12 protein-coding genes are annotated in these 16,626 nt (G+C 36.9%); 9 read left to right on the top strand and 3 right to left on the bottom strand.

Annotation, left to right across the window (positions count from 1 at the left end; genetic code table 11):
- Positions 1–131 precede the first annotated feature (131 nt).
- From H626_RS0105525 to addA, 6 genes are all read left to right on the top strand, one after another.
- Complete coding sequence (locus H626_RS0105525) at positions 132–749, top strand: 50S ribosomal protein L25 (protein ID WP_027108461.1); 618 nt, start codon at positions 132–134, stop codon at positions 747–749.
- A gap of 94 nt (positions 750–843) precedes the next feature.
- On the top strand, positions 844–1,560 hold the full coding sequence (locus H626_RS0105520) for a tRNA (adenine(22)-N(1))-methyltransferase (RefSeq protein WP_027108460.1): 717 nt from the start codon (positions 844–846) through the stop codon (positions 1,558–1,560).
- Positions 1,548–2,678 carry a Nif3-like dinuclear metal center hexameric protein gene (locus H626_RS0105515; RefSeq protein ID WP_027108459.1) on the top strand — a complete coding sequence of 377 codons (1,131 nt, stop codon included), beginning with the start codon at positions 1,548–1,550 and terminating at the stop codon, positions 2,676–2,678. Before H626_RS0105520 ends, H626_RS0105515 begins: the two co-directional genes overlap by 13 nt.
- 63 nt (positions 2,679–2,741) lie before the next feature.
- Positions 2,742–3,980, top strand: a complete 1,239-nt coding sequence (pepT, locus tag H626_RS0105510; RefSeq protein WP_035618729.1) for a peptidase T — start codon at positions 2,742–2,744, stop codon at positions 3,978–3,980.
- 103 nt (positions 3,981–4,083) lie between these two features.
- Positions 4,084–7,728, top strand: coding sequence for a PD-(D/E)XK nuclease family protein (locus tag H626_RS10730; protein WP_051237859.1), 3,645 nt, complete (start codon positions 4,084–4,086; stop codon positions 7,726–7,728).
- Entirely contained in the window at positions 7,697–11,497 is a 3,801-nt protein-coding gene (gene addA / locus H626_RS0105500; RefSeq protein WP_027108457.1) for a helicase-exonuclease AddAB subunit AddA, read from the top strand. The genes H626_RS10730 and addA overlap by 32 nt, the downstream gene beginning before the upstream one ends.
- A 199-nt stretch (positions 11,498–11,696) precedes the next feature.
- On the opposite strand, the gene H626_RS0105495 is transcribed toward addA, so the two are convergent.
- From H626_RS0105495 to H626_RS0105485, 3 genes are read right to left on the bottom strand one after another with little or no spacing between them, the layout of a single operon-like run.
- On the bottom strand, positions 11,697–12,914 hold the full coding sequence (locus H626_RS0105495) for a putative glycoside hydrolase (RefSeq protein WP_027108456.1): 1,218 nt from the start codon (positions 12,912–12,914) through the stop codon (positions 11,697–11,699).
- Positions 12,911–13,750, bottom strand: a complete 840-nt coding sequence (locus H626_RS0105490; RefSeq protein WP_035618726.1) for a polysaccharide deacetylase family protein — start codon at positions 13,748–13,750, stop codon at positions 12,911–12,913. Before H626_RS0105490 ends, H626_RS0105495 begins: the two co-directional genes overlap by 4 nt.
- A 14-nt stretch (positions 13,751–13,764) precedes the next feature.
- Positions 13,765–14,406, bottom strand: coding sequence for a YkyA family protein (locus tag H626_RS0105485; RefSeq protein WP_027108454.1), 642 nt, complete (start codon positions 14,404–14,406; stop codon positions 13,765–13,767).
- Positions 14,407–14,648: 242 nt separating this feature from the next.
- On the opposite strand from H626_RS0105485, the gene lspA reads away from it, so the two are divergent.
- Genes lspA through pyrR form a run of 3 tightly spaced genes read left to right on the top strand, consistent with a single transcriptional unit; the run spans position 14,649 to position 16,598 of the window.
- Entirely contained in the window at positions 14,649–15,119 is a 471-nt protein-coding gene (lspA, locus tag H626_RS0105480; protein WP_027108453.1) for a signal peptidase II, read from the top strand.
- Complete coding sequence (locus tag H626_RS0105475) at positions 15,112–16,020, top strand: RluA family pseudouridine synthase (RefSeq protein ID WP_027108452.1); 909 nt, start codon at positions 15,112–15,114, stop codon at positions 16,018–16,020. The genes lspA and H626_RS0105475 overlap by 8 nt, the downstream gene beginning before the upstream one ends.
- Before the next feature lie 17 nt (positions 16,021–16,037).
- Positions 16,038–16,598, top strand: a complete 561-nt coding sequence (gene pyrR / locus H626_RS0105470; protein ID WP_027108451.1) for a bifunctional pyr operon transcriptional regulator/uracil phosphoribosyltransferase PyrR — start codon at positions 16,038–16,040, stop codon at positions 16,596–16,598.
- Positions 16,599–16,626 lie beyond the last annotated feature (28 nt).

The following is a 16,626-nucleotide window of genomic DNA, read 5'->3' as shown; positions in this document are numbered from 1 at the left end:
TTTGAAATGGAATGCTCATGTTTACTAGCTTGTTTATTAGAAATTTGGTATAATAAATTTTATGAGAGATTAAAAATGAAAAAGCAATCATTTCATTGATCATAAAAATTCTTATTCGGAAGGTGAAGTATATGAAGATAGTAGCAGAAAAACGTACAGTAACAGGTACAGGAGCATCAAAAAGAGCAAGAAATGAGGGCAAAGTCCCTGCAACGATTTTTGGTAAAGATGTAGAATCTTTACCCGTATTAATTAATGAAAAAGAGTTAGAAGAGACTTTAAAAGAAGTAGGTTCAAATGGAGTATTTGATGTTGCCGTTAAAGACGGAGAAACTTATCAAGTGTTTGTCAAAGACACAGCTCGCTCATCTCTAAAACCTATTTTGTATAATGTCGACTTACTCGCATTCAAAAAAGGTGAAAAAGTTACTATGACAATCCCAGTTATGGTTACAGGAGAAGATGATATTGACGAAGGCTATGTTTCTCATTCACTTTCAGAAGTTGAAGTGGAAGTTGCACCTTCAGAAGCTCCTTCAGAATTTATTTTAGATGTAAGCAAATTAGTAATTGGAGATACTCTGTCTGTTTCTGATTTAGAACTTACAGAAAATATGGAAATGTTGACTGAATTAGATTCTATTATTGTTTCAGTAACTCCACCTCCAACTTATGAAGAACCAGAAGAAACTGATGAAGAAATGGCTGAACCAGAAATAGTTGGGGAAGAAGACTCAGAAGAAGCATAAGCAGTGAAAAATTTAGCTTGCAAGGAAACGAATTAGTTTCTTTTGCAAGCTTTTTTTCTACTGGACAGAATAATTACAAAAGGAGTTAAGGTACATGGAGAGCGTCACTTTATCAAAGAGACTAAAAAAAGCTGGAGAATACGTTCCAAAAGGGGCGATACTGGCTGATATCGGCTCAGATCATGCATATTTACCCATCAATTTAGTCCAAATCGGACATGTACAAAAAGCTATTGCCGGTGAAGTGGTCAAAGGACCCTATGAACATGCGCATAAAGAGGTAGAAAAAAGACAATTACTTGGGGCAATAGATATCCGTTTAGGTGATGGCCTGGAAGTAATCAAGCAAACAGACCATATTTCTGCGGTAAGTATTTGTGGGATGGGCGGTGGCCTGATACGTGACATTTTAGACAGAGGAGTCAAAGACGATCGCTTGAATGGCACTGAACGGTTGATTTTACAACCGAATGTAGGCGAACAACTTGTGCGCAGATGGCTAGTCAGACAGGGTTATTCTATAGTGTCTGAAGCAATAGTAGAAGAGAATGCTAAGCTGTACGAATTTATTGTAGCGGAGAAAAAACCGGATAGACCGACACCAGACTATTCAGAACGGGATATGAAATATGGAGTATTCCTTCGTAAAGACTGTTCCTCTTTATTTCAAAAGAAATGGAAACAAGAGATTGAAAAGTTGCAGTTCGTTTCTCAGCAATTGAAAAAAGCTTCTATTCCAGACAGTTCAAAAATCGAAGAAGTAGAACGTGACATCGCAGAAATCAAGGAGGTTTTAACTTGCCAAAATTAACTGTGGGTGATTTTATAACAAAATTTGAACAGTTTGCCCCTAAAAAGTTAGCAATGGACGGAGACCCGATTGGATTAGCTATTGGGTCTGCAGAACAAGTTATCGATAAAATGATGGTGACGCTAGACGTGCGGCCTGAAACAGTCCAAGAAGCAATCGATCAACATGTTCAATTCATCTTTTCTCATCATCCCCCTATATTTAGATCAGTTAAAACATTGACCACTGAAGATCCACAAACACGTATGTACAGAAAGCTTATTCAACACAATATTTCTGTCTATTCTGCACACACGAATTTTGATGTGGCAATAGGAGGAATGAATGATCTGTTGAGTGATTTGCTGGAATTAGAAGATACAGAAATCTTAGCAGAAACATACGCCGAAAAGTATAAAAAATTAGCTATTTTCACTCCGCTCAACGATTCCGAGAAAATGCGCAAAGCTCTTCACCGTGTTGGCGTGGGGGAAATTGGGGAGTATAAAAATGTTTCCTACTCCCTAAAAGGATTGGGAAGATTTACACCGACGGAAAAAGCTGATCCAGCTATAGGCAAAAGTAATCAGCCAGAACAAATAGAAGAAGAAAAAATCGAATTTCTGCTTCCACAATCACTGACTGAACTAGCTATCCAAACGATCAAAGAGGTCCATCCATATGAGGAACCTGTATTTGACCTGTACTCTATTGACCACTATCAAAAACATTTTGGCCTAGGCAGAATCGGCAACTTGAAAAATCCCGTATCATTTGAAAAATTTGTTGACAACTTACAACAAGTCTTTCAGGTTGAAGGTGTGCGCATTGTCAATTATGAACCGACTAGACAAATTCAGCGCATTGCTATACTAGGCGGTGATGGAGGGAAATTCTATCAAAAAGCTGTAGAAAAAAATGCTGACGTATTTATAACAGGAGACGTTTATTATCATACCGCTCACGATATGCAGGCAGCTAATTTATCCGTCATTGATCCAGGGCACCACATTGAAAGTTTGGCGAAAGCTCCATTGACAGAAAAATTTCAGCAATGGGCAATGGAAGAAAAGTGGGAATTAGAGGTCATTTCTTCTCAATTAAATACAGATCCATTTAAATTCATACTAAAAAAATAAAAACTATTTACTGAAGGGATGTGAAAACGTTGTGCTTAGTTCCTAAGCATAGACGTTACTGCTATGAAATATGAAGAATTATTAAACCGATTTACTCGCTATGTGAAATTTGAAACGCGTTCAGATGAAACAAGCCAAACGGTACCTTCCACACAAACTCAAGTAGAATTTGCAAAACTACTGATGGAAGAACTGATGCAATTAGGTCTGGAACAAATTGATTACGATACAAACAATGGATTTGTAACAGCGACTTTGCCAGCGTCTACCGGGGAAGAACAGACACCGGTAATCGGGTTCATTGCCCATATGGACACGGCTGACTTTAATGCAGAAAATGTCCGTCCTCAGATAATTGAAAATTATGATGGCACGGCTATCGTATTAAATGAAGAAGAAAATATTATCTTATCACCGGACGATTTTCCAAATTTAAAAAATTATCATGGAAAAACGTTGATCACTACCGACGGAACAACCTTGCTAGGATCCGATGACAAATCAGGGATAGCTGAAATCATAACGGCATTGGATTACTTATTGACTCATCCAGATGAGAAGCATGGAAAAATCAGGGTCGCCTTTGGACCCGACGAAGAAATTGGTGTAGGTGCCGATTTATTTGACGTGGACCATTTCGGAGCGGACTTTGCTTATACCTTGGATGGCGGACCTGTCGGCGAATTAGAATACGAAAGTTTTAATGCAGCTTCAGCACGCGTAAGATTCAAAGGGAAAAATGTTCATCCCGGTACAGCAAAAGACACACTGGTGAATGCAAATAAGCTTGCTCTCCAATTTGATCAACACTTACCTCAAGAGGAAGTTCCCGAAAAAACCGAAAAAAGAGAAGGATTCTTTCATTTGATAGACATGAAAGGGACGGTTGAAGAAGCTCACTTAAATTATATTGTTCGAGATCACGACAAAGAGTTATTTGAAAAACGGAAAAATCTATTTTTCGAAATTGCAGAAAAAATGAATGCAGGTTACGATGAAAAACGTGTAGAAGTCATGCTGAAAGATCAATATTACAATATGCGCGAGATCATAGAAAAAGATATGCGTCCAGTTGAATTGGCCCAAAAAGCTATGGAAAATTTAGGTATCATACCGAATATCAAACCAATCAGAGGCGGTACAGATGGCTCTAAAATTTCATTTATGGGCTTACCTACACCTAATTTATTTGCTGGGGGAGAAAATTTCCATGGACGCTATGAATTTGTAGCGTTGGAAAGCATGGAAGCAGCAACGGATGTAATTATTGAAATCGCGAAATTGGGCACTCAACAAAAATAAATGGCCGACTAAAAAAAACACATAGGTTTTAGATAGAGTAATTCAATACAAGGCCTGGGTATGATTCCTGGGTTTTGTTACATAAAAGAATGGAGGAGTAAGAATGGGACTTCAATTTGTTATAGGAAATATCACTGCTCCCAAGAGAAAAGAAATGATCGATTCCATTGCAACTATTTTACAAAACGAACCGGAGGCAAAACTGTTTTATTTGGTCCCAGACCATGCAAAATTTGAAATGGAAATGGCTGTACTAAAAGACTTGCACCAGCATCCATTGTATAGTGACCGCGAAATCATGGGGATGATCCGGCTACAAGTATTTAGCTTTAGTCGCTTAGCTTGGTATTTGCTCCAAGACTCGACTCTTTATTCCACGCCTCAACTATCGGACATTGGCTTGAGCATGCTCGTTCAAAAGATTTTATCAGAAAATGAAGATCAATTATCTATTTTTAGAGGAGAATCACACAATCAGGGATTTGTTGAAAAACTCGTTCAATTATTCAGGGAATTTCGTCAAGGCAATATCTCTACAGAAGATTTAGCCTCTAGCTCGATCCCTACTCAAAATCTAGCAGCCAAAAAGGATTATCTTGAAAAAATGCAGGATATTCACTTGATTTATTCCCTGTATCTCACTCAACTTTCCGATCACTATATTGAAAAAGAAGATGTCCTCGATGCGTTGATTCAAAAAGTGTCTGAAGAAGACTTTAGTCAAACCTATATTTTTGTTGATGGATTTGATTCTTTTTCAGCAAAAGAAATGGAATTGTTGAACATGTTTATGAAACAAGCAAAAAACGTGACGATTTCATTAAACACGCCCTATCCTTATAGTAAACAAGAACCCGAAAAGATCGACTTGTTTTACGAAGTAGGACTCACTTATTCTCGTTTATATCAGTTAGCAAAAAATGAGGGCACGCCGATTTTTTTTGACAAGAAAATAAAAACCGATGCATTGCCTTATTGTTCCGGTTTAAGGAATTTAGAAGAGTATTGGATGCAAAGCTCATCTTTCGATCCGATAACTACTGAGAAGGGGTCTGTTGTCGATTGCGTAGATATCTGGCAGGCAGAAGACAAACAAGCGGAAGTCAGTCATGTAGCGAATCAAATCAGGCAACTTACCACACAAGGATACCGCTATAAAGAGATTCGTTTATTGACCAGGAACATTGATGAGTACAAGAATATTGTCGTCCCTGTTTTCCAAAAAAATCAAATTGAGGTATTTGTCGACCAAGCGGAAACAATGTCACGGCATCCACTCGTGGAATTCTTAGATGCATTGATGCAGATTATGAAAAGAAATTGGCGCTACACAGATATTCTGCGATTTTTACGCACGGAGTTGTTTATACCGACCGTGTGGGAAACCGATTTTTCTTTATTATCAAAAGAGCAACGGTTGATCTCGATCAATAAATTGATTTCTATCTATAGAGATAAAGTCGATTTAACTGAGAACGTTGTTTTGGCTTACGGGTATGAAGGAAATCAGTGGACAAATAAAAACCCATGGAAATATACACGCTTTGAATTGGATGATTTAGACAATCAGTCAGATAGTGAGAAGGGAATAGAAGAAACGGCAAACGAAATCCGATTTGATTTGCAAAGCCGTCTGATCCCATTCTTTACAAAACTCAAAAAGGCACAAACAAACGAAGAAGCAGCCACCCTTTTGTATCGTTTTTTAGAAAAGAACGGTATCAATAAACAATTACTTTATTGGCGTGATGAAGCAATCGCTGAAGGGGATTTGGATGGAGCACGAAAACACGAACAAGTGTGGGACACCTTCGTGCAATTATTAGACGAATTTGTTGATATATTAGGGGAGGATACTTGGGATAGTGATTTATTTTTAAAAATAGTAGCCACCGGTTTTGAGAATGCATCTTATAGCATTGTTCCACCTAGCATCGATCAAGTAATTTTGACTGACTTTTCAAGTGAACAAGCTACTCCTTCAAAAATAGTATTTTTCTTGGGAATGACTGATCAGCATCTACCCATGGCATACGACAATGATTCCTTGCTAACAGAAGAAGATAAAAACCAGTTAGAAGGAACGTTTGAGGAAGGACAATACTTTGTATCAAGTCCTTCTAAAAGAATGGCTAACGAACCTTATTTGGCGTACAAAGCTTTCATGCATGCAAAAGACCGCATTGTATTTTCTTATCCGATGAAAAATTCAGATAATAAGACATACAAACTGTCTCCATATATACAACGGATCAAAGATTATTTCTCTATTCCTGTTGAAGCAAAAAACAACGAATGGCTCGAAGAAAAGGACAAGAAAGACTTCTTGTCTTTTATTGGCACTCCAAAAGGAACGTTAAATCAATTGTTAAGAAAGATGAGAGAAGGAATCGAACAAAATGAACTTCCCCACCCTGTGTGGTTACAACTGTATCAATATTATCTCACACACTATGAGGACGATCCTTATTTTGCCTCTTTACTGGAAAGTCTGAATTGGAAAAACCAGCCGACTTCTTTAAAAAAACAATTAGCAGAACAATTATACGGGAAGCAGTTGTATTTATCCGTGTCTCAACTAGAAACTTATTACTTGGATCCTTTCAGCCACTTCTTGATTTATGGTTTGAAGTTAAAAGAAAGACTCATTCAGGAATTATCTCCTGCAGAGACCGGAAGCTTCTTTCACGAAGTATTGGATTTGGTTTTCAAGGAAACACAACAAAGGAATCTACTCCTGCCTAATTTGAGTACTGCTCAAATCGAAGTAATCACCAGAGATGTATTTGCTCGTTTATTTGAAAAAGAAAAATACAATATTTTAACGAGTTCCCATCGAATGAATTTTATACGCAAACAATTATTTCTTACTATTAAACAAGTTATCGGGGCATTGGTGAATCAATCGAACCGTTCGAATATGAAAGCGAGCCAATCAGAAGTTCTATTCGGCAAAGTAGGTGCACAAAAAGGGTTGCCTAGTTTATCATTCAAATTACCCGAAGAAAAAGAAATACACTTACGAGGAAAAATTGATCGCATTGATTCACTGGAATTAAATGACCAACTCTATCTAAGTGTAGTAGATTATAAATCAAGCAAAAAAAAATTAGGGTACCCGGATGTGTTTTACGGATTGTCGATGCAAATTTTTACGTATTTAGACACCGCCATTGAACATGCTGACGAACTATTTGGACGATCAGCAGAACCCGCGGGAGCTTTTTATTACCACATCCATAATCCGTTACTTAAGTTAACTGAAAAGGACATCCAGTCTGACAAAACATCCTTAGCGTTATTAAAAGACTTTAAACTATCTGGATTTATCATCGAAGACGAAGAGTTATTAAAAGAATTGGATGTATCACTTAACCCGACAGAAAGCTCATTGGTATACGAATACAAGCAATTAAAAGACGGACGATTCCGATCGAATAAATTCTTTGCGAAGGAAGAATTAGCTTTACTCTTAGCCTATAATCGCTTACTGATCAAAAAAGCTGGCCAGAATATTTTAGAAGGAGATGTCTCCCTGCTTCCTTTTAAAGACACGCTGAAACGACAATATACACCTTCAGTTGGTGGAGCTTATAAGGCAGTAGCACAATTTGATGTTTTACTTCCGGAAAATACGTATCGAACGATTGAAAACTATTCAAAAAAACAATTGCTCGAAAAAATTCAAACCGAGATAGAAAAGGAGGAGGCCATTCATGAGTCACATTCCGATGAAACCGGCGAATGAACTGTTTACAGATAAACAATGGGAAGCTATCCATCGTCAAGGGAACAACCTACTTGTCTCTGCCTCGGCTGGTTCGGGAAAAACAACCGTGCTAGTGAGACGAGTCATCGAAAAAATCAAAGCAGGAACGAATATTGATGAATTATTAGTTGTTACATTTACGAATGATGCAGCAAAAGAAATGAAAGAACGCGTTCAACAAGCAGTGAGGGAAACAATTTCTTCTGAACCCGAAACGGAAGAAAGAAAACAATTGCAGCAACAACTCACATTGCTGAACCAAGCTGATATCAGCACGTTGCATTCTTTCTGTCTTGCAGTTGTACGCCGTTTTTATTATCTGATCGATTTTGACCCGGTCTTCCGTTTGTTGGCAGACGACGTTGAAGTTTCGTTAATGAAAGAAGAAGTGTGGTTTGAGTTAAGAGAAAAACTATACGAAGAAGAAAACCAAACATTCCTTTCTTTGGCAGAAATGTTTTCATCAGACAGAACTGATGATGCATTGACGGATTTGGTATTTTCTTTATATAATTTTTCAAGGGCCCATCCCGATCCAAATGAATGGTTAGACAACTTGGCAGAAATGTACCAAATGACTGATTCTTTAACGCAATCAAAATTATATCAAGCCATGCTCAAACCTCAGTTGGACGATATTCTGACAACTATGATCGAGTACACAAAAAATGCTGAAGCTTTAGGCGAAGGCGAAGCTGGTCTCGAAAAATCGTTAACTATTCTCAAAGAAGATTCAGGGCAGTTAACTGAATTGAAACAATTATTGGACAGCGACGATCTGGACTCTTTTTATGGAATAGCCAGTTCATATAAATTTTCAATTTGGAAAAGTCCAAATAAGAAAAAAGAACCAGAACAGTACGAGGTCGCACAAGAAATGAAAAGTTTCCGTGATAAACTAAAGGATATGTATAATAAAAAACTCCTTGATAAATATTTTGCCTTTTCTCCAAAAAGCCAAGAAGAAATTATGCAGTCGCTGCATCCTTTAATTGAGAAATTGGTCGAGATCACTAAACAATTTACAGTGAATTTTTCAGCTTACAAAAAAGAAAGACGGCTTGTTGATTTTAATGACCTCGAGCACCATACATTAGCCATCTTAAGAAACAAAGAAGAAGGAGACTGGCTACCGAGTGAAGCTTCTTTATATTATCGGGAAAAATTTAAAGAAGTCATGGTAGATGAGTATCAAGATATTAATAAATTACAAGCAACTATTCTTTCATGGTTGGCTAAATCTGAAAGTGAAGCAGGAAATCAATTTATGGTGGGGGATGTGAAACAGTCCATTTATTCCTTTAGATTAGCCGATCCCACTTTGTTTCTAGAGAAATATGAAGACTACAAAAATGGCCAGTCAGGTGAACGAATCGTCTTAGCAGAAAACTTTCGGTCTCATAAATCGATTATCCAGTTCACTAACTTTATATTTTCACAATTGATGAATAAACAACTCGGTCAATTAGATTACGATGAAGCAGCTCAACTAGTCAATGGCCGTAAAGATTTCCCCGCGTCTTTTGATGATCGTGAAACAGAACTGTTGATTTATGAGTCCGAACAAGAGGAAGAAGAAGAAACAGAACTAAATAGTGATGAGGGATTAGATGTCGGAATCGATTTTTCTATCGATTCTAAAGCCGAGGGTCAAATACAAATGACTGCTCAGAAAATAACTGAATTGATTGAGATGGGTTACGCGGTTTATGATAAAAAATTGAAACAAACGCGCCCTATCCAATACAAAGATGTTGTTTTATTGGTCCCAACCAAAAAACACAATATCACCATTCAAGAAATCTTTACTCAGCACATGTTACCAGTAGCTGTAAAAGATACACAAAACTACTTTCAAACGACTGAAATCACTATTATTCTTTCTTTATTAAAAATAATCGATAACCCCAGGCAAGATATTCCCTTAGCAGCTGTTCTGCGGTCACCATTAGTTGGATTAGATGAAAATGAATTAGCAGCTATACGGATAGCAAATAAAACGAGTGATTATTATGAAGCATTGCTTACTTTCGTCAAACACCCTCCAACAGGACTGGACGGAACTATTTCACTTAACTCTTTAACCAAGAAGGCAACCTTTTTCTTAACACAGTTAGAACGTTGGAGAGAGAAAGCGCGTAGATTAAAATTGGTGAACTTAATATGGCTTCTGTATAATGAGACTGGTTTTATCGATTACGTTAGTGGATTATCTTCGGGAAAACAGCGTGTAGCAAATTTACATGCTCTTTATGAAAAAGCTGAAAATTATGAAAAAACAAGTTTCAAAGGATTATTCCAGTTCATACGCTTTATTGAGAAGATGCAGAAAAAAGATAAAGACTTAGCTGAGCCATCCTTGCTTTCAGAAGATGATAATGCGGTAAGAGTGATGACGATCCACGGGAGTAAAGGCTTAGAATTTCCAGTTGTTTTTATTATGGATATGACCAAACAGTTCAATACCCAAGATCTAAATAAACCTTATGTATTTGATGAAGAATATGGCGCTGGAATGACGTTTGTTGACAGTGACCAGCGAATAAAAATAGCCACTTTAGCGGAAGTAGCCATAAAAAAAGAAAAAGAGAAGAAATTAATAGCTGAAGCCATGCGCGTATTGTACGTTGCTTTAACTCGTGCAGAACAAAAACTGTTCTTAGTCGGATCTTATAAAAATAAAGAAGAGGCTGAAAACAAATGGAAAGTAGCTACGGCTCATTATGGGTCGGCTTTACCAACAGAGATGCGGTTACATGCGAAAAGTTATATGGACTGGATCGGAATGAGTGTTGCTCGTCATGAAACTCATTCTTTATCAAGTAAATCTCAGACAAATCCAGTGATCCACCATTATCCCGTTCGCTTTAGTGTACAGTATTACTCTGAACAGTTATTGAGCCAGAGCGCATTAAAAACAGAGGTTTATACAGGTGAACAATGGTTTGAATCTTTTAAAAGCCAATCTGAGCCTGTAAATATCACTCAAACATCCATAGATTGGATGAAAGAGGCTAACAAACTTCTGAATGCAGGATACTCATATAAAGAAGCAACTAGAACGACAAGTTATCAGTCTGTTTCTGAAATCAAACGGCTTTTTGAAGAACCGGAAGATGGAAAAATGTTAAAAGTGGATTTAAGTAACTTGCGCAGTCAACATCGCTATACCGAAGATGAATTACCACAACCGCGATTCGTTCGGGAACAATCTGTACCAACAAGTGCAGAAGTCGGACAAGGGACCCATTTGGTTTTACAGTCTTTAAATTTAGACAGTAAACCTACCGAAGAAAAAATTGTAAATCTCATTCATGAACTGATGAAGAAACAATTAATTACCAAAGAAATAGGGGATCGTATTGACCAGCAGACTCTCTTAGATTTCTTTGAAACGGACTTAGCTCAGACGATCATTCAATATTCATCTATTGTAAAAAGAGAAGTCCCCTTTTCTTTGTTACTGGGTGCTGATGAACTATTTGGTAAAAGCGAAGAAGATGGGAAAGACCATATTCTCATCCACGGAATTATTGACGGATACATTGAATTTGAAGATTCTTTGATTTTATTTGATTATAAAACTGATCAAGTTAAAAGGTTCAAAGATAAAGCTAAAGAGCATATGCTTGATAAATATAAAGGACAACTCAATTTGTATCGGATGGCATTAGAATCTATAACAGGTAAAAAAGTTAGTTCAACTTATTTAGTTCTGTTGGATACGACCGAGATCGCCTGTCTATGATCTTTTTAAAAATAATCGATAGATGGAGATAGGATACTATAAAAAAAGCGAGCATCCCCTCTTAAACTAATGTGCAATGCACAGAAATAGAGTAACAGTGTTTTTCTTGTTTTTTCAAGTTTAGAAGGGGTAGCCACATTTTGACTACGAGCATAAATAGAAAAAAGGTTGAGAATAGTTTCTCAACCTTTTTTTCTATTTATTCAAATGTATATTGGACATTTTCAGTATACGTATTTCCGGCATCCCATAGTAAAAATTCATTTACTCCGTTATCTGCAAGAGCCTTAATTTGTGCTTCTACTTCCGCTGATCCATAAACTTTATAATTTCCGCCTCCAAGATACGAAGCTGTAAAATCTTGTATCCAAGGTCGAGAAGTGGGAGCATCATCTAATTTACCCAAAACCTCATTCTCAGCTTTCATGTATTCATCGACGACTTGGTATGGTTCTAAATCAGGTTTTGCAATTCCAAAATAGCCCAATCCCCAATGACTTGGATAGATCATAGAAGAAATAACGTCAACATTGCTCGAAATTTTCGAAAAGTTTTGACCTATTCCGGGTGCTTCTTTTTCAGTAGCAGAATAGCCAAATATATCAACAGAAACTTCTACATCAAAAGGTTGCAATTGTTCCCGTGCGTAGGCAACAAAATCTGTAACTGCGTGGATCCTTTCTTGTGTATCATCTTCTAAATCTTTTTCGTCATAATTACCCCGTGTATAGTTCAATTCCTCTGCACGATGTTCGAATCCTTCAGGAAAACGCACATAATCGAATTGGATTTCTTTGAATCCCATTTTCGCTGCTTGTTTTGCTACTTCGATATTGTAATCCCAGACCTCTTTGGAAAAAGGATTGACAAAACTTTCACCGCGCCCGTTTGTCCATAATTCTCCATTAGGATATGTAAAAGACAATTCAGGGTGTGCATTTGCTAATCGAGAATCTTTAAATACAACAATACGCGCAATCGGATAAATTTGATTTTCTTCCATCGTTGCTAAAAGTTTTTCTGGATCAGCATAATTATACGTGTTTTTTTGAATTAGTTCGTTTTCAGACTGCAAATCCATTGTGAAATCACCATAATCATCTTTTACATCAACGACCATTGCATTTAAATCAGTCGTGTTCATTAAATCTACCAATGTTTCCATGCGGCTTCCGCCAGCTGAGTGACCCGTTACATATACACCTTTCACGCCTGATTCGGGATACGCGATAGTAATACCACTATCGTACTTGAATTGAGATGGAAATTGCTCAGGTAATGAAAGGATTTCCGCACTTTTTTCTTCCAAATGAGAAAGGGAAGAGGTTTCTTCTGCCTGTATAGGATTAGTAAGGGATACCATTCCAACAAAAGAAAGCACCCATGCGCTTTTTAAAAATATATTTTTATTTTTCATTCTGCACCTTCCTTAACACTCATGATTTCTTTTGTATTTACGATCTCAAATTCTGCTTCCCTCAGGCCATCTATAATTGAAGCAATTGCCTCTTTAGTCCAAGTACGATCGTGCATCAAGATATTCGCACCATTTCCAAGTAGAGGGGTATTCAATGTGATGTCCGTGAGCGCGGCACTTTCTTGATATTCTTTCTCCCAGTCATAACCAAAAGACCACTTCATTAACGTCATTTGTTCTTCTTTGACAATTTCTTTGGAATACTCCGTGCTCATCCCAAAAGGAGCTCTAAAGAAACGGGGGCGAATACCGATGATATCTTCAACAATATCGTTTGTCTTGACGATTTCATCATATTGTTCTGTTTCGCTCAAATCAGGAAGGCTTTGATGGGTATGGGTGTGATTACCAATTTCAAATCCCATCTCGTGAATAGCTACTAAATCTTTTTTTCCTTGTTCGCTTTCTAGAAACATACTATTGACAAAGAAAATTGCTGAAGCATCTTTTTCTTTTAAGGTAGTAGCTATTTCAACTGCATTCCCATCAGGTGCATCATCAAAAGTCAATAATACAACTTTTTCATTGGTACCCGATTCGATAGGGTGAACAGAATAAGTATCTGGGTTAATAACATAGTTAAATGTCACTTCGTCAATTTCTTCCTGTTCATTCTCCGCCTCAACAGTCTCTACTTCGGCTGTAGAGGATTCTTCGCTATTTATTGTGGCCGCTTCAGAAGTGCTATCGCTTAATTCTTTTGATTCAATGGGTTGACAAGCTATTAGTGTTAAAGCAGCAAGCGGGAAGAAGGGAGCTAGCCATTTCTTTTTCATTTTGTTTTTCTCCTTTATTCTTCATTTAAGAGTTCGTCAACGGTGTTGGTCAAATTCGATTCCTCAATATAAAAATTTTCTAACTGATCATCGATGGCTGCATAGGATTCTTGAAGCGATAGGTGAAGAGAATTGATTTCTTCTACACCTTCTGAAAAAGTTTGATAGGAAGCTTCTTCACCAGTTAACGATTCAAAGTAGCTTCTTTCCTCTACAAGCACGGATCGATACTGTTCAATATACTCGTATACAGTTGATACGACAGTATCTGTTGCATCAATATAACTTAGTATTACACTCGTATCAATTTCACTCAGTTCGATTTCTTTTAGTTTAGAAGTGATCTCTCCCATGGTATCAATATTCGCTTCTATTTCTTCTATACCGTCCTCACGATTTTGAATAGTTTCAAAGACTGGAGATGATTTATCAACAAGAGTCGTTAATTTTTCATCATTTTTTAACGTGTCACTGAAAGCAGTCTGAATTTCACCTTCAAGTTGTGTCACGTTATTCAATTCATCGATCACAACCGTAGATTGCGTATTCATTTCTCCAACAAGTTCATTTATCGATTCTGCTTCATTGCTGCAACCGGATAAAATAAAAAGAGACGGGACAAGACTTCCTAATATTATTTGTTTATTAAACTTCATTCGTTTACTCCCTTAAATTTAAGAATGTTTACACTTAATTCTATTCACAAAACTAGTTTGAGTATATCAAATAAACCGCTTTTTTAAAACAACAGCTTTGTGACTATTTTGTACACAATTTACATATCTAAATAAAAATCAGTTTAATACGGACCGTTCTCATAAAGCCCTATATTTTATGAGGGAAATCATGTAAAATAAAGAGCGAGGTTTAGATAAACTTTAAAGAAAGAGGGAAATACATGTTCGTTTATTTTCTGTTAGCGCTCGCAATTGTTGTTACTGATCAAATTTCAAAAATATATACTGTGGCAACACTAGATCTGCATGAAGTCTACACAATAATTCCAGATATTTTATCTTTTACTTATATACAAAATGATGGAGCAGCATGGAGTATATTAGAAGGGCAAATGATCTTTTTTTATTTGATCACTTCGATAGTAATCATTACACTTGTTTATTATTTAGTAAAACATTACAAAGAAAGTCAGTTATTTTCTATTGCTTTGGCTTTTTTATTAGGAGGAGCAATTGGAAACTTCATTGATCGTATCCTTTATCAATATGTCATTGACATGATACGGGTTGATTTCATATCTTTTCCTATTTTTAATATAGCAGATTCAGCATTAACCATCGGAGTCGGGTTGATGATCATTCATCTAATCATCGATGAAATTCAAGAAAGAAGAAAGGGTCATTATGAGTAAACAATTTCAATTTAATGTAAACGAAGAAAAAGGTCGAATAGATAAAGTCATATCAAATTTATTAGAAAAAGTCTCCCGTTCTCATGTAAAAATTCTGATTGAGGAAGAACATATCAGAGTCAATGGAGAAATTCCAAAACCCAACTATAAAGTTCGATTTGGAGATTCGATTGAAGTGACTATTCCTGATCCAGTCTTATTAGATGCTGATCCAGAAAATATCCCTCTAGAAATCGTATATGAGGACAAAGATGTCGTGGTCATTAACAAGCCACAAGGAATGGTTGTACATCCAGCTGCTGGACATCATGCAGGAACATTAGTCAATGCATTGTTGTATCATGTAACAGACTTATCTGGAATCAATGGAAAAATCCGTCCCGGAATTGTACACAGAATCGATAAAGATACCTCCGGTTTGTTAATGGTTGCAAAAAATGATGAAAGTCATGAAAAATTAGCTGAGCAATTAAAAGATAAAACCACTCTGCGCGAATACGTTGCTTTGGTGCATGGGGTTATTCCTCATGAAAAAGGAAAAATAGAGGCACCCATTGGTCGATCAAAAACTGATCGGAAAAAGTTTGGGGTCGTTGATGGTGGGAAAGATGCCGTTACGCATTTCGAAGTATTGGAAAGATTTCCTGATTTTACCCTTGTTTCTTTAAAACTTGAAACGGGTAGAACACATCAAATACGTGTTCACATGGATTATATTGGCTATCCTTTAGCGGGAGACCCAGTCTATGGCCCGAAAAAAACACTCAAAGGAAATGGACAATTCTTGCATGCTAGAAAAATTGGGTTTGTTCATCCGACTACAAATGAATTCTTAACATTTGAAGTTGAGTTACCAGAAATATTCCAACAGCAATTAAACGAGTTAAGAGAACAACTTTAACCATGGAGGAAATATAAATGGAGAAGAAAATTTTAGATGAACAAGCGATGTCTCGTGCTATTACCCGTATTGCTTATGAAATCATTGAGAAACTTAAAGGTACAGATCATTTGGTTTTAATAGGGATCAAAACGAGGGGCATTTTTCTAGCTCAAAAGATTCAGGAAAAAATCAAGCAAATTGAAGAAATCACGGTACCCATAGGGGAGCTTGACATCACACTTTATCGTGACGATCGTCATCATGCTTCCCAAGCGATTTCTCCAGAACTTAAGGGGACCAGTATTCCTGTAGATATCACAGATAAACAAGTCGTCTTGGTAGATGATGTGATTTATACAGGCCGTACGATCCGTGCTGCAATGGATGCAATCATTTCAATAGGTAGACCCAAAAGAATTATGGTGGCCGCTTTGATAGATAGGGGACACAGAGAATTACCTATCCGTTCCGATTTTGTAGGGAAGAACATTCCGACAGCAAGTTCAGAAGAAGTCAAAGTGAAAGTACAAGCATACGATAACGAAGAAGGCGTATGGCTGATCAAACATAAAAACAATGAAAGCAGAGAAGAGTGATACTTCTCTGCTTTCATTGTTTTTTATA

Source organism: Lacticigenium naphthae DSM 19658 (assembly GCF_000425865.1).
Classification (GTDB): Bacteria; Bacillota; Bacilli; order Lactobacillales; family Carnobacteriaceae_A; genus Lacticigenium; species Lacticigenium naphthae.
This window is presented reverse-complemented; position numbering and strand designations above follow the sequence as displayed.